Annotated in this window: 21 protein-coding genes; 11 read left to right on the forward strand and 10 right to left on the reverse strand. The window is 70.4% G+C overall.

Annotation, left to right across the window (positions count from 1 at the left end; genetic code table 11):
• Positions 1 to 6 precede the first annotated feature (6 nt).
• The 8 genes from A9977_RS17025 (at position 7) to A9977_RS17060 (ending at position 8,474) form a co-directional block, all read left to right on the forward strand.
• Positions 7 to 2,451 carry a xanthine dehydrogenase family protein molybdopterin-binding subunit gene (locus tag A9977_RS17025; protein ID WP_183026057.1) on the forward strand — a complete coding sequence of 815 codons (2,445 nt, stop codon included), beginning with the start codon at positions 7 to 9 and terminating at the stop codon, positions 2,449 to 2,451.
• 16 nt (positions 2,452 to 2,467) lie between these two features.
• Positions 2,468 to 3,259, forward strand: coding sequence for a xanthine dehydrogenase family protein subunit M (locus A9977_RS17030; protein WP_183026058.1), 792 nt, complete (start codon positions 2,468 to 2,470; stop codon positions 3,257 to 3,259).
• A gap of 150 nt (positions 3,260 to 3,409) precedes the next feature.
• The gene (locus tag A9977_RS17035; protein WP_183026059.1) at positions 3,410 to 4,309 is read left to right on the forward strand and encodes a MoxR family ATPase; all 900 of its coding nucleotides are present in this window, start codon (positions 3,410 to 3,412) and stop codon (positions 4,307 to 4,309) included.
• 130 nt (positions 4,310 to 4,439) lie between these two features.
• A complete protein-coding gene (locus A9977_RS17040; RefSeq protein ID WP_183026060.1) occupies positions 4,440 to 5,633 on the forward strand; it encodes a VWA domain-containing protein in 1,194 nt (397 codons plus the stop codon).
• Between the two features lie 34 nt (positions 5,634 to 5,667).
• Entirely contained in the window at positions 5,668 to 6,231 is a 564-nt protein-coding gene (locus A9977_RS17045; protein ID WP_183026061.1) for a CoxG family protein, read from the forward strand.
• 7 nt (positions 6,232 to 6,238) lie between these two features.
• A complete protein-coding gene (locus A9977_RS17050; RefSeq protein WP_183026062.1) occupies positions 6,239 to 7,258 on the forward strand; it encodes an XdhC family protein in 1,020 nt (339 codons plus the stop codon).
• Complete coding sequence (locus A9977_RS17055) at positions 7,255 to 7,518, forward strand: YkgJ family cysteine cluster protein (protein WP_183026063.1); 264 nt, start codon at positions 7,255 to 7,257, stop codon at positions 7,516 to 7,518. The genes A9977_RS17050 and A9977_RS17055 overlap by 4 nt, the downstream gene beginning before the upstream one ends.
• A gap of 14 nt (positions 7,519 to 7,532) precedes the next feature.
• Complete coding sequence (locus A9977_RS17060) at positions 7,533 to 8,474, forward strand: isoaspartyl peptidase/L-asparaginase family protein (protein WP_259652013.1); 942 nt, start codon at positions 7,533 to 7,535, stop codon at positions 8,472 to 8,474.
• Positions 8,475 to 8,478: 4 nt separating this feature from the next.
• Here the strand turns inward: A9977_RS17060 and A9977_RS17065 are convergent, their stop codons facing one another.
• From A9977_RS17065 to A9977_RS17100, 8 genes are read right to left on the reverse strand one after another with little or no spacing between them, the layout of a single operon-like run.
• Positions 8,479 to 9,474: an ABC transporter substrate-binding protein gene (locus A9977_RS17065; RefSeq protein WP_183026065.1), complete on the reverse strand. Its 996-nt coding sequence runs from the start codon at positions 9,472 to 9,474 to the stop codon at positions 8,479 to 8,481.
• Entirely contained in the window at positions 9,471 to 10,274 is an 804-nt protein-coding gene (locus A9977_RS17070; RefSeq protein WP_183026066.1) for an ABC transporter ATP-binding protein, read from the reverse strand. The genes A9977_RS17065 and A9977_RS17070 overlap by 4 nt, the downstream gene beginning before the upstream one ends.
• Before the next feature lie 20 nt (positions 10,275 to 10,294).
• A complete protein-coding gene (locus A9977_RS17075; RefSeq protein ID WP_183026067.1) occupies positions 10,295 to 11,062 on the reverse strand; it encodes an ABC transporter permease in 768 nt (255 codons plus the stop codon).
• The gene (locus A9977_RS17080) at positions 11,059 to 11,367 is read right to left on the reverse strand and encodes a non-heme iron oxygenase ferredoxin subunit (protein ID WP_183026068.1); all 309 of its coding nucleotides are present in this window, start codon (positions 11,365 to 11,367) and stop codon (positions 11,059 to 11,061) included. Before A9977_RS17080 ends, A9977_RS17075 begins: the two co-directional genes overlap by 4 nt.
• A gap of 8 nt (positions 11,368 to 11,375) precedes the next feature.
• Entirely contained in the window at positions 11,376 to 11,843 is a 468-nt protein-coding gene (locus tag A9977_RS17085; protein ID WP_183026069.1) for a nuclear transport factor 2 family protein, read from the reverse strand.
• Positions 11,840 to 13,141 (reverse strand): Rieske 2Fe-2S domain-containing protein, encoded by a 1,302-nt coding sequence (locus A9977_RS17090; RefSeq protein WP_183026070.1) that lies wholly within the window; start codon positions 13,139 to 13,141, stop codon positions 11,840 to 11,842. Before A9977_RS17090 ends, A9977_RS17085 begins: the two co-directional genes overlap by 4 nt.
• Positions 13,138 to 13,962: an alpha/beta fold hydrolase gene (locus A9977_RS17095; protein ID WP_183026071.1), complete on the reverse strand. Its 825-nt coding sequence runs from the start codon at positions 13,960 to 13,962 to the stop codon at positions 13,138 to 13,140. The genes A9977_RS17090 and A9977_RS17095 overlap by 4 nt, the downstream gene beginning before the upstream one ends.
• A gap of 8 nt (positions 13,963 to 13,970) precedes the next feature.
• On the reverse strand, positions 13,971 to 15,350 hold the full coding sequence (locus A9977_RS17100) for an amidohydrolase family protein (RefSeq protein WP_183026072.1): 1,380 nt from the start codon (positions 15,348 to 15,350) through the stop codon (positions 13,971 to 13,973).
• 123 nt (positions 15,351 to 15,473) lie between these two features.
• Between A9977_RS17100 and A9977_RS17105 the strand changes: the two genes are divergently transcribed.
• The 3 genes from A9977_RS17105 to A9977_RS17115 are packed head-to-tail and all read left to right on the forward strand — an operon-like array spanning position 15,474 to position 17,290.
• Entirely contained in the window at positions 15,474 to 16,316 is an 843-nt protein-coding gene (locus tag A9977_RS17105) for an alpha/beta fold hydrolase (RefSeq protein ID WP_183026073.1), read from the forward strand.
• Positions 16,304 to 16,696: a RidA family protein gene (locus A9977_RS17110; protein WP_183026074.1), complete on the forward strand. Its 393-nt coding sequence runs from the start codon at positions 16,304 to 16,306 to the stop codon at positions 16,694 to 16,696. The genes A9977_RS17105 and A9977_RS17110 overlap by 13 nt, the downstream gene beginning before the upstream one ends.
• Before the next feature lie 3 nt (positions 16,697 to 16,699).
• On the forward strand, positions 16,700 to 17,290 hold the full coding sequence (locus A9977_RS17115) for a TetR/AcrR family transcriptional regulator (RefSeq protein ID WP_183026075.1): 591 nt from the start codon (positions 16,700 to 16,702) through the stop codon (positions 17,288 to 17,290).
• A gap of 12 nt (positions 17,291 to 17,302) precedes the next feature.
• Here the strand turns inward: A9977_RS17115 and A9977_RS17120 are convergent, their stop codons facing one another.
• Entirely contained in the window at positions 17,303 to 17,692 is a 390-nt protein-coding gene (locus A9977_RS17120) for a DUF488 domain-containing protein (RefSeq protein WP_183026076.1), read from the reverse strand.
• Between the two features lie 34 nt (positions 17,693 to 17,726).
• A complete protein-coding gene (locus tag A9977_RS17125) occupies positions 17,727 to 19,589 on the reverse strand; it encodes a PhoX family phosphatase (RefSeq protein ID WP_183026077.1) in 1,863 nt (620 codons plus the stop codon).
• Between the last annotated feature and the right edge of the window lie 8 nt (positions 19,590 to 19,597).

The raw sequence follows: 19,597 nt of genomic DNA on the forward strand, positions 1-19,597 counted from the left end.
CCGGCCATGGGTGCATCCGATTTCGCCAACCTGCCGCACATCGGCGAGGCGGTCCGCCGCAAGGAGGACTATCGCTTCCTGACCGGCGCCGGCAACTACACCGACGACGTGACCATGGCCGCGCAGAGCCATGCGATCTTCGTGCGCTCGCCGCACGCGCACGCCACCATCCGCTCGGTCGACACCGCCGAGGCGCTCAAGATGCCCGGCGTGATCGGCATCTTCAGCGGCAAGGACATCGAGGGCAAGATGGGCGGGCTGCCCTGCGGCTGGCTGATCAACAACCCCGACGGCACGCCGATGAAGGAGCCGCTGCATCCGATCCTCGCGATCAAGAAGGTGCGCTACGTGGGCGACCACGTCGCGATGGTGGTGGCCGAGACGGTCGAGCAGGCCAAGAACGCGGCCGAGGCCGTGGTGGTCGACTACGACGTGCACACCGCGCTGGTGAGCGTGGCCGACGCGGCGAAGAAGCAGAGCGGCGTGACCATCCACGACGAGGCGCCCGACAACCAGTGCTACAAGTGGACGCTGGGCGACAAGGCCGGCGTCGACGCGGCCTTCGCCAACGCGGCGCACGTGACCAAGCTCGACCTGGTCAACAACCGGCTGATCCCCAACCCGATCGAGCCGCGCGTGGCCATCGGCAACTACAGCCGGGCGACCGAGGAGTACGTGCTGTACGTGTCGAACCAGAACCCGCACGTCGAGCGCCTGCTCATGACCGCCTTCGTGCTGGGCCTGCCCGAGCACAAGGTGCGGGTGATCGCGCCCGACGTGGGCGGCGGCTTCGGCTCCAAGATCTACCTCTACGCCGAGGACGTGTGCCTGACCTGGGCCGCCAAGCAGCTCAACCGCAGCATCAAGTGGACCGGCGAGCGCTCGGAGTGCTTCCTGTCCGACGCCCACGGCCGCGACCACGTGAGCCATGCCGAGATGGCGATGGACAAGGACGGCAAGTTCCTCGCGATGCGGGTGCACACCGACGCCAACCTGGGCGCTTACCTGTCGACCTTCTCGACCGCGATCCCGACCATCCTCTACGCCACGCTGCTGGCCGGCCAGTACGCCACGCCGCAGATCCATGTCGAGGTCGACGCCTGGTTCACCAACACCGCGCCGGTCGATGCCTACCGCGGCGCGGGCCGGCCCGAGGCCACCTACCTGCTCGAGCGGCTGGTGTCGCGCTGCGCCTGGGAGATGAACCTGGCGCAGGACGAGATCCGGCGCCGCAACTTCATCAGCAGCTTCCCCTACCAGACGCCGGTCGCGCTGCAGTACGACACGGGCGATTTCCCGGCCTTGCTCAACCGCGCGAACGAACTGGCCGAGGTCTCGGGCCTGGCCGCGCGCCGGGCCGAGAGCGAAAAGAAGGGCAAGCTGCGCGGGGTCGGCTATTCCAGCTACATCGAGGCCTGCGGCCTGGCGCCGTCGAACGTGGCGGGGGCGCTCGGCGCGCGCGCCGGCCTGTTTGAAGCCGGCGAGGTGCGCGTGCACCCGACCGGCAGCGTGACGGTGTTCACCGGCTCGCACAGCCACGGCCAGGGCCACGAGACCACCTTCGCGCAGCTGGTGGCGGCGCGCCTGGGCATCCCGGTGGAGAACGTCGACATCGTGCACGGCGACACCGGCCGCGTGCCCTTCGGCATGGGCACCTACGGCTCGCGTTCGCTGTCGGTGGGCGGCACGGCGATCATGAAGGCGCTGGACAAGATCGAGACCAAGGCCAAGAAGATCGCGGCGCATTTGATGGAGGCCAGCGACGCCGACATCGAGTTCGCCAACGGCGAGTTCACGGTCAAGGGCACCGACAAGAAAATCCCCTTCGGCCAGGTGGCGCTCACGGCCTACGTGCCGCACAACTACCCGCTCGACAAGCTTGAGCCCGGCCTCAACGAGACCGCCTTCTACGACCCGACCAACTTCACCTACCCGGCCGGCACCTACATCTGCGAGGTCGAGATCGACAAGGGCACGGGCGAGGTGACCATCGACCGCTTCACCGCGGTCGACGACTTCGGCACCATCATCAACCCGATGATCGTCGAGGGCCAGGTGCATGGCGGCATCGTGCAGGGCATCGGCCAGGCGCTGATGGAAAACTGCGTCTACGACAACGAGACCGGGCAGCTGCTCACCGGCAGCTTCATGGACTACGCGATGCCGCGGGCCCAGGACTTCCCCAACTTCAAGCTCGACACGCTGAGCACGCCCTGCACCCACAACCCGATCGGCTCCAAGGGCTGCGGCGAGGCCGGCGCCATCGGCTCGCCGCCGGCCGTGATCAATGCGGTGCTCGACGCGCTGGCGCCGCTGGGCGTCAAGGACTTCGACATGCCCGCCTCGCCCCACCGCGTGTGGGAGGCGATGCAGAAGGGCGCCACCACGCCGACCCAGCAGCCGCAGACCCCGTCGCTCGCCGCGAGCACCCAGGGCCGTCCGCCCGTCTGAACCAGGAGCGACCTCCATGTACCCCTTCACCCTCGAACGTCCGGCCAGCGTGGCCGATGCCGCCAAGCTCGCAGCCGCCGGCGGCAAGCCGCTGGCCGGCGGCCAGACCCTGCTGGCTTCCATGAAGCTGCGCCTCTCCGCGCCCGAACAGCTGGTCGACCTCGGCGGCATCACCGAACTCGCGACCATCAAGAAGGAAGGCGACGCCTTCGTGATCGGCGCCATGGCGCGCCACCTCGACGTGGCGAACCACGCCGAGATCCAGGCCGCCTACCCGGCGCTGGCCGACCTGGCCTCGCGCATCGGCGACCGCCAGGTGCGCGCCATGGGCACCATCGGCGGCTCGGTCGCCAACAACGACCCGGCGGCCTGCTACCCCAGCGCCGTGCTGGCCTCGGGCGCGACCATCGTCACCGACCAGCGCGAGATCGCGGCCGACGACTTCTTTCAGGGCCTGTTCACCACCGCGCTGGCCGAGGGCGAACTGATCACCGCGATCCGCTTCCCGATCCCGAAGCGCGCGCACTACGAGAAGCTGCGCCAGAAGGCCTCGCATTTCCCGCTGGTCGGCGTGTTCCTTGCGCAGTACGACGCGGGCGTGCGCGTGGCCATCACGGGCGCGGGCAACGGCGTGTTCCGCCACACCGGGCTGGAGGATGCGTTGAACCAGCGCTTCACGCCCGAGGCGGTGGCCGCGGTGAAGATCGACGCGAGCGACCTCAACAGCGACCTGCATGCCTCGGCGGCGTACCGGGCGAACCTGATCACGGTGCTGACGCAGCGGGCGGTGGCGAAGGCGCTGGGCTGAGGACTCGAAGACGGATCGCCGGACGCAGAGGGCGCCGAGGTTTCGCAGAAGACGCAAAGACATTTTTGGGTTGTTGCTTCTGCGCCCTTTGCGGATTCTTTGCGATTTCTGCGTCCGGAAGTCAGCCCGCCGCATCCGCTACCCTTGGCCATGACCTTCTCCAGCATCGATGCCGTCGCCCTCGCGCTCCAGGGCGCGGGCTATTTCGCCGACCGCCGGCTTGCCACGGCCGTGTTCCTCGCGCTCAAGCTGCAGCGCCCGCTGCTGCTGGAAGGCGAGCCGGGCGTGGGCAAGACCGAGCTGGCCAAGGCGCTGTCGATCGCGCTGCAGCGCGAGCTGCTGCGCCTGCAGTGCTACGACGGCCTGGAGCAGCGCGAGGCGCTCTACGAATGGAACTATGCGGCGCAGCTGCTGCACATGCGCGCGGCCGAGGCCCACGGCGCGTCGAGCGACATCGAATCCGAGGTCTACCAGCCGCGCTACCTGATCCGCCGCCCCCTGCTGCAGGCGCTGCAGACGCCTGCCCCCGGCGCGGTGCTGCTGATCGACGAGGTCGACCGCGCCGACGAGCCCTTCGAGGCCTTCCTGCTCGAGTACCTGGGCGAGTACCAGGTGAGCATTCCGGAGCTCGGCACCGTGGCGGCCGTGGTGCCGCCGGTCACCATCCTCACCAGCAACCGCACGCGCGAGCTCAACGACGCGGTCAAGCGCCGCTGCCTCTACCACTGGCTCGACTACCCCGAGCGCGAACGCGAGCTCGCGATCGTGCGCGCCCAGGTGCCCGAGGCCGGCGAGGCGCTGTCGCGCCAGGTGGCGGACTTCATCGGGCGGGTGCGCAGCGCGCCTTTCGCCAACGCCTTCCAGCGCGCACCCGGCATCGCCGAGAGCGTGGAGTGGGCGCGCGCGCTGGTCGCGCTCGATGCGCTGGTGCTCGACCCCGAAGTGGTGGTCGACACCGCGGGCATCCTGTTCAAGCAGCGCGACGACGTGGCCGCGGTGACGCAGGCGCTGGCGGCCGAGTTGCTGAGGCCCGAGGAGGCGGGGGCATGAAGACCGGACGCAGAAAGCGCAAAGATTCCGCAGAGAACGCAGAAGTGAGGACCCAAAATTCTGGCTGTTCTTTCGCGTCTTCTGCGAAACCTTTGCGTCCTCTGCGTCCGGCCAAGTTCAGGAGCGTGCGATGGAGCAGCTAGGCGACGCGCGCCGCGGCAAGATGGCCGGCAACATCGCCGGCTTCGGCCGCGCGCTGCGCCGGGCCGGCGTGCCCACCGACGCGTCGCGCATCGCGCTCGCCACCCAGGCGGCGGTACTGGTCGGCGTCGATGCGCGCGACGACCTCTGCGCCGCGATGGAGGCCGTGATGGTCAGCCGCGAGCAGGACCGCGGCGTGTTCCGTGAACTGTTCGATGCCTGGTTCCGCGACCCTGAGCTGGCGAACAAGATGCTGGCCCAGATGCTGCCCAGCGCCGAGGGCAAGATGGAGCCGTCGAAGCGCCGCCCCCGGGTGCGCGAGGCCCTGGCCGCGCCGCGCGAGGCCGACCGACCCGCGCAGAGCGAGCGCGAGGTCGACTTCGACGCGGCCATGACGGCCAGCGACCTGCAGCGCCTGCAGCATGCCGATTTCAATGCGCTGGGCGCGGCCGAGTACCGGCTGGTCGAACGGCTGGCGCGCGACATCGCCTTGCCCGTGCCCACCTTGCCCTCGCGCCGCCTGCGCGTGGTGGCCGGCGGCGGTACGCATGCGTGCATGCACTGGCCCGGCGTGCTGCACGAGGCGGCGCGCACCGGCGGCGAGATGCTGCGCCTGCCGCGGCTGGCGCGCCGCGCGCAGCCCTTGCCACTGCTGGTGCTGATCGACGTCTCGGGCTCGATGGAACGCTATGCGCGGCTGCTGCTGGCCTTCCTGCACGCGGCCACGCGCCGCGCGGGCCGGCGCGACGTGTTCGCCTTCGGCACCCGCCTGACCGACCTGACGCCGGCCTTCGCCATCGCCGATGCCGACGCGATGCTGGCCGCGGCCAGCGCCGCCATCGATGATTTCGCCGGCGGCACGCGCCTGGGCGATTCGCTGCACGAACTGCGCCGCAGGCACGCGCGGCGGCTCACCGGGCGCCGCACCCTGGTGCTGGTGATCAGCGACGGGCTCGACACCGGCGAGCCGGCCGTGCTGGAGAGCGAGCTGCTGTGGCTCAAGCGGCACGCCCGGCGCGTGCTGTGGCTCAACCCCCTGCTGCGCTTCGAGGGCTATGCCCCCCTTGCGCGCGGTGCGGCCATCCTGCACCGCCATGCAGACGCGATGCTGGCGGTCCACAATCTCAACGCGCTCGGTCAGCTGGCCACGAGCCTGGCGACGCTGATGCGCGCCGGCCGGTAGCGGCGCATCGCCCCACGACAGAAGGAAGAACACCATGGAAATGCTCGGCAACCGCCGTCTCGGCGTCACGCAGCAACAGGCGTGGGAAGCGCTCAACGACCCGGAGACGCTGAAGAAGTGCATCCCCGGCTGCGACAAGTTCGAGCTGACCGGCGACGACCAGTACAGCGTCACGGCCGCGGTCAAGGTCGGCCCGGTGTCGGCCAAGTTCTCCGGCAAGGTCACGCTGACCGACATCGCGCCGCCCGACGGCTACAAGCTCAGCTTCGAAGGGCAGGGTGGCGTGGCCGGTTTCGCCAAGGGCGCCTCGAGCGTCACGCTCAAGCCGGTGGCCGACGATGCCGGCGCCTGCGAGCTCGACTACACGGTGCAGGCCCAGGTGGGCGGCAAGATCGCCCAGCTCGGCCAGCGCCTGATCGACGGCGCCGCCAAGTCCACCGCCGACGACTTCTTTAAGCGCTTCGACGCCGAGATGCAGCGCCGCTACGGCCCGGCGCCGGCCGAAGCGGACGCGGCGGTCGAGGAGAAGAAGGGCGCGGTGGCCGGCTTCATGCAGAAGATCGGGCTGGGCGGCAAGAAGGACGCCGACGCGAGCTGAGACCGCCATGGAAAACCTCGACGTCATGGTGCTGCGCACGCTGCGCGACTGGCGCCGCGCCGGCCGGCGCGCGCTGCTCACGACCGTGGTGCGCACCTGGGGCTCGTCGCCACGGCCGGTGGGCTCGATCATGGCGCTGGCCGAGGACGGCGCGGTGGTCGGCTCGGTCTCGGGCGGCTGCATCGAGGACGACCTGATCGCGCGCTACAGCCGGCTGCACGGCGCGGCCGAGCCGATGCCGCCCGCAGGTGCGCCTGCGCTGGTCAAGTACGGCATCACTGCCGACGAGGCGCATCGCTTCGGCCTGCCCTGCGGCGGCACGCTGGAGCTGCTGCTCGAGTACGACCCCGACGCCGCCTCGCTCGACACCCTGGTGGCCGCGCTCGAACGCGGCCAGCTGATGCAGCGCAGCGTGTCGCTGGCCGACGGCAGCGTGCGGCTGGCCGAATCGGCCGCGCCCGACGCCCTGCAGGTGGACGAGCGGGCCCTCACCAACACCTTCGGCCCCGAGTACCGCATGCTGCTGATCGGCGCGGGCCAGCTGGCCGAGTACCTGTCGACCATGGCCAAGTTCAGCGGCTTCGCGGTCACGCTGTGCGACCCGCGCGTCGAATACCGCAGCGCCTGGTCGGTGCCCGGCGTGGCGATCACCACCGAGATGCCCGACGACGCGGTGCTGGCCTTCCGGCCCGACCGCCGCAGCTGCGTGGTGGCGCTCACCCACGATCCCAAGCTCGACGACCTGGCGCTGCTCGAGGCGCTGGCCAGCGAGGCTTTCTACGTCGGCGCCATCGGCTCGCGCCGCAATGCCGAGGCGCGGCGTGAGCGCATGGTCGAACATTTCGGCCAGACCGCGGCCTCGCTGGCGCGCCTGCGCGGACCGATCGGCATCTACATCGGCAGCAAGACCCCGCCCGAGATCGCGGTCAGCGTGATGGCCGAGATCCTCGCGGTCAAGAACGCGGTCACGCTGCCACGCGAGACCGAGGTGGCCAACGCCAAGGCCCTGCAGGAAGAAGCCGGTTGAGCGCGCTGGAGTGCCGGGCCGACTGCGGTGCCTGCTGCACCGCCCCCTCGATCAGCAGCGCGATCCCCGGCATGCCGAACGGCAAACCCGCCGGCGTGCGCTGCGTGCAGCTGATGGCCGACCAGCGCTGTGCGATCTTCGGCCAGCCCGAGCGGCCCGCCTGCTGCGGCGGCCTGCAGCCCTCGCGCGAGATGTGCGGCGATTCGCGCGGCCAGGCGATGATCTGGCTCACCGAGCTGGAACTGGCCACCGCGCCTTGAAAAAAACGATGAACATGTCCTCGACACCCGTGATCGCCATCCACGGCGGCGCCGGCACCGTGCAGGCCTCCGCTCTCGATGCGGCGGCCGCGGCCGGCTACCACGACGCGCTGCAGGGCATCGTGCGCGCCGCGCAGACGCTGCTGCACGAGGGCGCGAGCGCGCTCGACGCGGTCTGCCTCGCCGTGGCCCTGCTCGAAGACTGCCCGCTGTTCAATGCCGGCCATGGCGCGGTGTTCACTGCCGACGCCACGCACGAACTCGATGCGGCCGTCATGGACGGCGCCGACCTGTCGGCCGGTGCGGTGGCCGGCGTGAGCCGGCTGCGCAACCCGGTGCGCGCGGCCCGTGCGGTACGCGACGACGGCCAGCATGTGCTGATGGCCGGCGCCGGTGCCGAGGCCTTCGCGCTGGCGCGGGGTATGGAAGCGGTCGACCCGTCCTACTTCTCGACCGCCTTCCGGCGCGAACAGCTGGAGCGCGCCCGCTCGGCCCAGCGCGTGGTGCTGGATCACGACGGCGCGCCGCTCGACGAAGACCGCAAGCTGGGCACGGTCGGCGCGGTGGCGCTCGATGTGCACGGCCACCTGGCGGCGGCGACCTCCACGGGCGGCATGACCAACAAGCGCGTGGGCCGCATCGGCGATTCGCCGCTGATCGGCGCCGGCACCTATGCCGACGACCGCGGCGCGGCGGTGTCCTGCACCGGCACCGGCGAGGCCTTCATCCGCCTCGCCGCGGCCTACGACGTCAGCGCGCGCATGCGCTATGCGGGCGTGGGCCTGGCCGAAGCGGCCGAGACGGTGGTGCGGCAGAGCCTCACCGGCCTGGGCGGCAGCGGCGGCCTGATCGCCCTCGATGCCACGGGCCGGCTCAGCATGCCGTTCAACACCGAGGGCATGTACCGGGCCCATGCGCGCGGCAGTGAACCGCCGCAGAGCGCGATCCACCGCTAGCGCATCACTGGTACGCCGTGCTCAGCAGCCCCGGCGGCAGGGTCTTCAGCACCACCACTTCCGGCGCGACGGCGTAGACGGCTTCCAGCGTGGCTTCCAGCCCCGGGGTCATGTCGGGCGCGAACTGCTTGAGCAGGTCGCGACGCACCTGGGTCTTGAAGAAGGCGAGCGACTCGGGCGAGAGCTTGAGGCGCGCGCCGTGCTCGACCCAGACCTCCTCGTCCTTCATCAGCACCTGCACCGCGTCCTGGTAGGCGGCGACGAAGGCGCGCGCATTGCCGGGGTGCTGCCTGGCGTAGTCCTCGCGCATGCTGAACAGCAGGAAGGGCACGGTGGGCAGTCCCATCTGCTGCGTGAGCTCGCGGATGCTGACCATGCTGCGGTACCTGCCGCTCGCCAGCATCTCCGGCGTGAGCGAGTTCCACATCTGCGTCGCGTCGAGGTCGCCCTTCTCGATCAGGCCGCGCAGCAGCGGCACCGCGCCTTCGCGCACCTCGACGTCCTTGCCCAGGTCCATCTTGTAGAGCTTCTGCGCGGCGGCCTGCATGATGATCCAGTCGAAGCCGGTCTTGTGAGCCACGCCGACGCGCTTGCCCTTGAGGTCGGCCAGGGTCTTGAGCGGCGAGTCCTTGGCCACCACCACGCTGTTCACATAGGTGAGGAAGGGCGCGATGCTGACCACCGGCGTGCCGGCGGCGCGCAGGCGGGCCGTGGCCAGCCAGTCGAACACCACCATCTCGGCGCTGCCGCTCTGGATGGCCGCGGTGGCCGATTTCTGGTCGGAGTAGGGCACCACTTCGAGGTGGATGCCGTGCTTCTTGTCGAAGCCGTATTTCTGGATCACGGCCGGGCCGATGCCCATCGTGCCGGCCGGGTTGATCATGATCCTCACGGTGCCGCCGTCGCCCGTGGGCTGCGCTTGCGCAGGGGCGCCGGCGGTGGCCAGCAGGGCGGCGGCCAGGCCACCGGCAAAGAGTCGGAGAAGGGTGCTTCGGTTCATGGTTTTCTCGGGGTGGGGGAAGGGGAGGTCGCGGCCGCGTCCTTGCCGGCTTGCCGCTCGAGGCAATGGATGACCTGCTTGCTGGCCTCGAACACGGCCGTGTCGTCGTAGGACCGGGGCCGGGGCGTGCCGCGCAGGTCGATCTCCTGCGTGATGGCGCCGCGTCCCATGACCAGGATGCGGTCGGCCAGGAAGGCCGCCTCGTAGGCGTTGTGGCTCACGAAGACGACGGTGGTGCGGAAGCGTTCCCACAGCGCCAGCAGGCTCTGGCGCAGCGTGCGCGCGGTGAGCTCGTCGAGCGCGCTGAAGGGCTCGTCCAGCAGCAGGATGTCGGGGTCGATGCAGAAGGCGCGCGCGATCGCGGCGCGCTGCTGCATGCCGCCAGACAGCTGCGCCGGGTAGAAGTCGCGGAACTCGGCCAGGTTCACCGCCTCGAGCACGGTCGCGATGCGGCCCGCCCACTCGCTGCGTGCGAAGCCGCCGGCCTCGAGCACGAAGGCGAGGTTCTGCGTGAGGGTGAACCAGGGCAGCAGCCGCGGCTCCTGGAACACATAGGCCACGCGGAAGCCCGCGCCCAGCTGCTCGCCGATCGGGCGGCCCTGGATCGTCACGCTGCCGGTATGGGCAAGGTCGAGCCCGGCCACGATGTTGAGCAGGGTCGACTTGCCGCAGCCCGAGGGCCCGACCAGGCCCACCACCTCGCCCACGGCGATGCGCAGGTCGACGTCGGACAGCACCGTGCGGCGCACGCCGCCCGAATCGAAGGACTTGCTCAGGCCGGAGATCTGGATCTGTTCCATGGGGTTCCTTGCGGCGGGCGTCAACCGCGCCGCCATCTGAAGATGCGGCGCTCGAGCACGCCGAACACGCCGACCTCGATCACCAGCATCACGAGCACGAAGCACAGCGCATAGGCCAGCACGTTCGTCATGTCGAAGAGCTGGAAGTAGTACTCGATGCGAAAGCCCACGCCGTCGCCGCGCCCCAGCAGCTCGACGAACAGCACCATCTTCCAGACCAGCCCGAGCCCGAAGCGGGCCGAGGCCAGCAGCATGGGCGCGATCTGCGGCCCGACGACCGCGCGCGCGATCTGCGCGCGGCTGGCGCGGAACACCTGCGCCATCTTGAGCAGCCGCGGGTCGATGCTCTTGAGCCCTTCGCGGATGTTGATGGCGAGGAAGGGCACCACGGTCAATGCCGCCCCCAGCACCGCGCCGCGCTCGTTCATGCCGACCACCATATAGACCGTGAGCAGCGTGACGATCGCCGGCACCGTGATGCCGCACACGATCCAGACGCGGAAGAAGGCACCGGCGCGGCGCGACAGCGCCATGGCCGTGCCGAGCGCGAGTGCCGCGCTCATGCCGATCGCGAAGGCCATGAGGATGCGGCCCAGCGTGACCGCCGTGTCGGTCCACAGCGCCTTCGTCTGCACCAGCGCGCCCATCGCGGCCAGCACGCGCAGGGGCGAGGGCAGCACGGCCGCAGGCAGCGCGAACGAGCCCAGCGACCAGAGCGCGAGCAGCGTGGCCGCGGAGGCCGCGGTCCAGCGTGCGTCGGCGCTTGCCTGCCGGAAGCGCGGGCTCATGCCTGCACCTCCACGCGGCCGGCCACCACGCGCACCGGGAAGGTCTGCACGGCCTCGGTCGCGGGTGCGCAGCGCGCCGCGCCGGTGCGGATGTCGAAGGTTCCCTGGTGCAGCGGGCACTCGACGCAGCCGTCCTCGATGTAGCCCTCCGAGAGCAGCGCGTTGCCGTGCGTGCAGCGGTCGGCCAGCGCGTGCAGTTCGTCGCCGAGGCGGAACACCACCACCTCGCGGTCGGCGACGCGCACGGGCCACGAGGCGCCGTCGGGAAAATCGTCGGGCTCGCCGACGTCATGCCATGGAGTCATGCCGGGCCTCAGATCGGGGTGGCGAGCAGCTCGGGGATGCCGTAGCTGTCGAGGATGACGGTGCGCTCGCGGAACAGCGCGCTCTCGCCGGCCAGTTCGATCCAGTCGAGGTAGACGCCGGTGGCGAAGGGCTTGCTCACGCCCGACTGGTCCGACTGCATCACCAGGAACTGCGTGCGCGCGCGCAGCGTGCCGTCGTCCGCCGGTGGCTCGACCAGCGGCGGCGACATCAGGTGCCGGTCGAAATGGATGTTGTAGATGTTGGCGGTGCGCAGCGACACCACACGGTCTTCCATCATCGCGGTGCCGATGCAGTCGATCAGGCAGGCGGGCAGGCCGCGCGCATGGTTCTCGCGCGGGATCACGCGGTAGCGGCCATCGGGCACGAAGAAGGTGGGCCACAGCTCGAGCGCATCGTCGTCGATGGCATGGGCGTAGCGCAGCTGGAGCGCCAGCACGCGGTCGTGGGTGTTCATGCCGACACCTCCGGCGCGAAGCCCATGGTGTGCGCGTACTGCTGCCACAGGCCGCGGGTGCAGACTTCCGTCACCACATGGTCGGCATCGACGATCGGGCCGCGGCCGCCCATCTCGATGAAGGAGGCCGCGTCGGGCTTCTCGCCGCGGATGGATTGCTGCACCAGCCGGATCGCCTCGCCGTCCTCCATCGAGATGTAGCCCGCGGGCCCGACCAGGTTGAGCTGCTGCAGGCGCGCGGCGGTGCGCTCGGCGGCATCGTCCTCGAAGCCGAAGTAGGTCCAGTAGAGCTCCATCGCGTCGGGCCCCAGCGGCCGCACCTGGCGCGTGGCGAAGGTGTTGAGGATCTGGTGGATCACCATGTTCGGGAACACCGAGACGATCAGGTTGCCGATGCCGTCGTGGAAGTCGGGCGCCCATTGCAGCAGCCCGGGCGCCTTGAGCGCGAAGTCGGCCTGGTACTTGTTGTCTGTTCCCTTGTACGCCTCGAGCACGCTCTCCTTGCTGTCGGTGTTGGTGATCGAGTAGACGACCGCATGGCCGCCGCCGGGGCTCACCAGCGTGTGGCCCTTCTGCGTCGACCGGTAGACGCCGAAGGTCGCCATGAAGGTGTGAAGCAGGCCTGCGTGGTAAGGGTCCTTGATGTTCTCGAAGTAGAGCTTCCAGTTGGCCGAGATGCGCTGGCGGTGGTAGCCCAGCACCTTCAGCGGCTTGACGAAGATGCGGTCGATGTGGGTCACGATGTGCACGCCCAGGTAGTCGAGCAGCGGCGGTGCGTCGTCGGAGAAGCTGCCGAAGACGAGGCCCTTGTAGAGCGCGACCCTCAGCTTCTCCAGTCCATGCTCGGCCGGCTTGAAGTCCTTGGGATAGCCGCCGCAGCCGTTCAGCCCGCGGCGGTAGGGCACGCCGCAGAGCTCGCCGCTGCTGTCGTAGTTCCACTGGTGGTAGATGCAGGCATGGCCGTCGGCCTTGCCGAACTCCTGGCGCACCACGGTGGCGCCGCGGTGCGCGCAGCGGTTGACGAAGGCCGTGACCTTGCCCTCGGCATTGCGCGAGACCACCACCGGCACGTTGCCGATCTGCACCGTCTTGAACGAGCCCGTCTCGGGCACCTCGGCCTCGAGCGCGAGGTAGTTCCAGGTCGGGCCGCGGAAGACGCGAGCCATCTCGCGCTGGTAGATGGCCTCGTCGGTGAACACCCGGTAGGGCGTGCGCGTGTAGTCGGCGTTGGGCCAGCGGAACTGGTCGAGCGGGTCGGCCGCGGCTTCGACGCGCAGCGGGATGTCGGCGAGCTTCATGCGTGCGCCTTCGCGGCGCCGGCGAAGGCGCTCCAGCGTTCGACGAAGAGCTCCGGCTGCTCGACGTAGGGCGCATGGCCCACGTCGGCCATCACCGGCAGTTCGCCCAGGCCCAGCGCGTTGGCGGTGGCATGGCCGATCGACAGCGGCACCATGCGGTCGTGCGCGCCCCACAGCAGGCCGACCGGCAGGGTGCGGGCGAGGCCGACCAGCGCATCGCTCACGAGTTCGCTGTTGAGGCGCTCGACGATGTAGTCGCCCAGCGCGCTCAGCGCCTCGAGCGCGCCGACGGAGCCGTTGATGCGCGACTCCTCGACGATCAGGTCCTCGGTCGCGAAGGAGCTGTCGATGAAGACGTTGGCCAGCTTGGCGCGCACGCCTTCGATCGACACGTTGCGCACGCCGCGGCGGATCGCCTCGCCGGTCTCGGGCGTCATCGGCGCCAGGCCCAGCGGCGCCACCAGGTAGAGGCTCTGGCAACGTTGCGGCGCGGCCAGGGCCGCCAGCGCGGCGATGTGGCCACCGAGCGAGGTGCCGACGAGGTGCGCGTGGGGAATCTCCAGCGCATCGAGCACGCCCAGGGTGAAGCGCGCGAGGCCGGAAGCGCTGTAGTCGAAGTCGGCCGGCTTGTCGGCCAGGCCATGACCGGGCAGGTCGAAGGCGATGGCGCGAAAGCCCAGCGTGGCCGTGTGTTCCAGCACGGCACGCCAGCGGTCGGCGCGGGTCGAGAGGCCGTGGACGAAGAGCACGGCCGGGCCTGTGTGGCCGGCCTGGAGCACGCGCGTCGTGACGCCGGCGATGGTGAGGGGGAACTGCATCATGGTGAGGCTCAGGCGGGTTGACGGCGCGCGGCGTCGGCGGCCTTGGAGGAAAGATGGGAGGCCACGTAGGCGCGGTCGTAGACGCGGCTCCACATGGCTTGCGAGAACTCGGAGAAATGGCGCGCATGGGTGGGCGCGGGCGTCAGGTCCACCGGCTTGCCGCCCAGCAGCACCGCGTGGATCGCCTCGCGCCGCTGCAGCACCGTGATGTCGGCCAGCGGATCGCCGTCGACCACCACCATGTCGGCCAGCTTGCCCTTCACCAGGCCGCCCAGCTTGTCGCGCTCGCGCAGCAGCTTCGTGCTTTCCACGGTGGCGCAGCAGATCGCCTCGGCCGGCGTGAAACCGACATGGCGCACATGGGCCTCGAGCTCCTTCGCGCCCCACTCGCCGTGCGGCGTGACGGCGAAGCCCGACTCCGAGCCCGAGAGGAAGCGGACGCCCGCGGCACGCGCTCGCTGCAGGTTGCGCGATGCGGCCTCGAGCTCGCGGCGCTGGATGTCGGGCCACCAGGGCGCCGACGCGTCGGTGGGCTCGTGGAACTCGATGTTGTTGACCAGCAGCGCGAGCGAAGGGCAGAGGTACGTGCCGTGGTCGAGCGCGGCCTGGATGCCGTCGTCGCAGATGTTCGAGGCGTGGAAGATCACGTCGACGCCGGCCCGTGCCGCGTACAGCGCGCCTTCTCGGCCGCGCGCGTGCACCACCGCGAGCTTGCCTAGGCGATGGATCTCGTCGACCATGGCGTGGGTCTCGGCCTGGGTGTAGGCCGCGATCAGGCCGCCGCCGTTGCGGCGCGCATGGATGCCGTCCATCGTCAGCTTGATCGCGTCGACGCCGTCCTTGGCCTGCTGCCGGATGATGCGGATGGCTTCGTCCATCGAGCCGGTCAGCACGCCGGTCGAGGGTTCCGGCACGCCCACCCACGACGGGTACCAGTCGTAGAGGCCTTGCTGCGTGGTGAGCGCGCGGCCCGAGGCCGTGATGCGCGGGCCCTGCACCAGGCCGACGTTGATCGCATCGCGCACCGCCGGTGCGATCAGGCCGGAGCAGGCCGGGTCCATGATCGAGGTGAAGCCCGACTTGAGGATCGCCTGCGCCGCGACCATCGAGCGCAGGGTGCGGAATTCCATCGTCGCGTAGAGGTCGATGTCCTCCTGCGTGAGCGCGTTGCCGTAGGAGATGTGGGCATGGCAGTCGACCATGCCGGGCATCACGAAACGGGTCGAATGGTCAATGCGCGTGTCGCCCGGCTGCGCGGTGGGTGCCTGCGCGGTGGGGCCGACCCAGTCGATGGTGTCGCCGTAGAGCACCAGGGTCTGGTCGGGCACGGCGCGGCCGGAGATGCCGTCGAAGAGTTCGCCGCAGGCGATCAAGGTTCTTGCTGTCATCGTCGTGGGGTGTCCATAGGTTCCATGGCCGAAGAGGCTTCGGGGCCTCGTGCTTCCATGCACAGTCAAAACCGACTAGCATTCGGTAAAGCAACCCGCGTGCCACGCACACGCCACATATCCATGAAAACCGAGAACTGGGACTTCGAAGGCGGCTCTTTCGCCGTTCACACCGAGGGCAGCGGCCCGCCGCTGCTGCTGATCCACGGCATCGGCCCCGGCACCTCCTTCGCGGCCAACTTCGGCGCCGTCGTGCCCGCGCTGGCTGCGCATCGCACCCTTTACGGGATCGACCTGGTCGGCTTTGGTGCATCGCCGCGCAAGGCCGCACCGCCGTTCTTCGACTTCGCGCTCTGGGTACGGCAGGCGAGGGCGGCGATCGCGCGCATCGGCGCGCCGCGCGTCGACCTCTGGGGCCAGTCGCTGGGTGCGGCCGTGGCGCTGGGCGCCGCGGCCGGCTCACCCGCGGTGCGGAAGATCGTGGGCACCGGTGCCGGCGGCGGGGCGCGCACGCTCAATGCGGCGCTCGACCGTTTCTGGCAGGCGCCCGCCTCGAGGGAAGCGCTGCGCCTCGCGATGACGGGCGCGGTGCACGACGCCGCCGCGCTGAGCGATGCGCAGGTCGATGCGCGCTTCGACCTGCTTTCGCGCGATGGGCTCGGCGCCCACTTCGACGCGATGATGGCGCCGGGCAAGGAACTCAATCTGCGCAGCGCATGGCTGGCACCGGAACTGCTTGCGCAGGTGCAGGCCAGCGTGCTGCTGGTGCATGGACGCGACGACCGGCCCGTGCCCTACCGCGACAGTGCGCTGCACCTGCTGGACCATCTGCCGGACTGCCGGCTCATGCTGCTCGGCCGCTGTGGCCACAACCCGATGCTGGAGCGCAGCGCCGAAGTCAGCGCGCTCGCCCTCGATCACCTGCTCTCCCAACCTCTTTCTCCCTCTCTGCCATGCGCTACCTGAATCCCACCGAACTCCCGCAGCCCGCGGGTCCCTATTCCCAAGCCACGCTCGTCGAGGGGCCCGGTGCCTGGGTGCACGTCGCCGGCCAGGTCGGCATCGACGCGCGGGGTGTCGCGCCGGCCGACTTCGAAGCGCAGGCCCAACTGGCCTGGGGCAACGTGCTGCATGCGCTGCGCGGCGCCGGCATGGGCATGGAACATGTGGTGAAGACCACCACCTACCTGGTCGACCGCGCCGACGCGGCGGCGATGCGGCCGATCCGCCTGCGCCACCTGGGGGAGCACCGGCCGGCCTCCACGCTGGTGCTGGTGGCGGGCCTGCTGGACGTGGCCTGGAAGATCGAGGTCGAGGCCGTCGCCTTCCGGCCCGCGGCGGGTTGAGCCATGTCCCAGGTCAAGAAGGAAGAGATCCACAGCGCGATCCTGGCTTCGGCATTCAAGCTGTTCAAGGCGAACGGCTACAGCAGCACCACCGTGCCGATGATCGCGCGCGGCGCCGGCATCTCGCCGCCCAACGTGTATTCGTACTTCTCGTCGAAGCTGCAGATCCTCTACGCCATCCACGACCCCTGGATGCGCGAGCGCTTCGCAGCGCTCGACCAGGAACTGCGCGGCCGCCGCTCGCCCGCGCGCCGGCTGCGCCGCATCTTCGAGGTGCTCTGGCGCGAGCTGCCGGCGCACGAGGAGGGCTTCGCGAACAACGTGATCCAGGCGATCTCGACCGCGACGCCCTCGGACGAATACCGCACCGGGCTCATCGGCTGGATGGAGCAGGAGATCGAACGCATGCTGCTGGACGCCTTGCCCGCCGAGCGCCATGCACTGGTGCGCGGCACCGACCTCCCGCACATGGTGGTGATGGCCATGGACGGCTACATCATGTACCGCCACACCGTGCCCGAGAGAACCTGCGGGGACGCCACCATCGACGCCTTCTGCCGCATGCTCAGCGGCGCAGACCCGGCCTCGCGCTGAGCAAAGACCGGCTCAGCCCGCGATCTCCGCCCCGCGCGCCGCCAGCAGCCCGCGCAGCAGCGAGCGGTGGCAGCGCGCCTCGTCCTCGCAGTAGCAGCCGACCGCGAACGACGTCTGCTGCGACAGCGCGGCCAGCAGGTCGAGGCTGCGGCTCGCGTCGGGCTCGGCCATCTCGCGCTGGTAGTGGCGGGTGAAGACGGCCCATTGCGCGGGCGTCTCGGCATGCTGGCCCAGCTTCATGGTCTCGGCCGAGGGCGCGAGGTTGGGGTACCAGACGTCGTACCAGTCCTGGCTGGCGAACTCGGTCTTGGGCACGCCGCGCGGCGGGCGCCGCACGGTGCCGATGCGCAGGCCTTCGCCGGGCCCGCGCGGGCTGCCGAGGCGGACGATGTGAACGGGCATGGCGGTCTCCTTTGTCTTCTTCGAATGATCGTGCTCAGCTGCCGACGATGCCACCATCGCGCCGCCGCACCACCACCGTGGCCGAGCGCGGCCGGGTGCTGACGGGCGTGGCGCCGTCGGGCCAGGCGGGCAGCAGGGCGCCCGTGGCCGCATCGACGCGTTCGGCGGGATGCTGCACGTTGACGAACAGCGTGCGACGGTCGGGCGTGAGCACGCAGCCGGTGATCTCGCAGCCGTTGGGGCCGACCAGGAAGCGGCGGATGCGGCCGCTCGCGGGGTCGGCGCACAGCAGCTGGTTGTTGCCCATCGGCGCCTGGGTGTCGCTGCCGTTGCGCTGGGTGCTGCCCATGTCGGTCTGCACCCAGAGCAGGCCGCCGCTGTCGAAGTGCAGCCCATCGGGCGAGCCGAAGGCGTCGGCATCGGCCTGCGGGTAGCGCGCGCCCGCGCCGGGCTGCGCGGGGTCGCCGGCGAGCACGAAGTGGTCCCAGGCGAAGCCCAGGCTCGCGGCGTCGCCCTCGTCCTCGCGCCAGCGCAGGATGCCGCCCGAGACGTTGCGCTCGCGCGGGTTGGCCGCGTCGGCCGCGGGCTGGCCGGGTTCGCCGCGCAGGATGTTGTTGGTCAGCGTGACGTAGACCTCGCCGGTCTGCGGATGCACCGCGATCCATTCGGGCCGGTCCATCTTCGTGCCGCCGACCACGTCGGCCGCGAGCCGCGCATGCAGCAGCACCTGGGCCTGGTCGGCGAAGCCGTTGGCGGCGTCGATGCCGCCGCGGCCGTGCGTGAGCTCGAGCCAGCGGCCGCGGCCGTCGGCGTCGTAGCGCGCGACGTAGAGCGTGCCGTGGTCGAGCAGCGTGCGGTTGGCCGCGCGCGCCGCCGCATCCTGGCCCGGGCGCACGGTGTCGCGGCTCACGAACTTGTAGATGTACTCGAAGGCCGCGTCGTCGCCCATGTAGACCGCCACCCGGCCGTCGCGGGCCAGCCGGCAGGTCGCGCTCTCCTGGCGCTTGCGGCCCAGCGCGGTGCGCTTGACGGGCGTGGACCGGGGGTCGAAGGGGTCGATCTCGACCACCCAGCCGAAGCGGTTCGGCTCGTTGGGATGCTTCGACAGGTCGAAGCGCTCGTCGAAGCGCCAGTACTCGACCCATTGCGTGCCGGCCACGGTGCCGTAGCGCCTCTGGGCCGGCGTGGCCTGGGCCGCGGCCTGCTTCGGGCCGCCGAAGTAGCCGTGGAAGTTTTCTTCGCAGCTGAGGTAAGTGCCCCAGGGCGTGACGCCCATCGCGCAGTTGGCGAAGGTGCCCAGCACGCGCGTGCCCTCGGGGTCGGCCGCGGTGCGCAGCCAGGGCGTGCCGGCGACCGGGCCGGCGATGCGCATCGGCGTCGCGCCGTGGATGCGGCGGGCAAAGCGCGAGGGCAGCACCTGGCGCCAGCCATCGGCCGCGCGCTCGATCTCGATCACCGACACGCCCATCGCATGCAGCGACTTGCGCACCTTCGCCGCGGTCCAGCGGTCCACGCCGTCGGTGTGCAGCCAGCGCTCGTCGGTGTACTCGTGGTTCATCACCAGCAGCCCGCGCCGGCCGTCGGTGCCGAGCGGGAAGAAGTGCATGCCGTCGTGGTGCATGCCGGCCTGCAGCGCCTGGTCGGCCGCGCTGTTGCTGCCGTCGGGCGCGAAGGCCGGCATGGCGCCGATGATGCCGGTGGGCGCGCCCCACGGGTAGAGGATCTCGGCCGCGTACTCGGCCGGCAGGGTGAGGCCGTCGTGCAGCGTCACGGGCACCGGGCTGAAGCCCAGCATCGCGGGCGAGGCCGGGCGCGGCGCACCCACGGCGGATTCGGCGAGCAGGGCGACCAGCGCAGCGGCACCGGATTGGAGGAAGACGCGGCGGTCGAAGTTCATGGCATCGC

Origin of the sequence: Variovorax sp. UMC13 (assembly GCF_014170375.1) — a bacterium.
Classification (GTDB): Bacteria; Pseudomonadota; Gammaproteobacteria; order Burkholderiales; family Burkholderiaceae_C; genus Variovorax.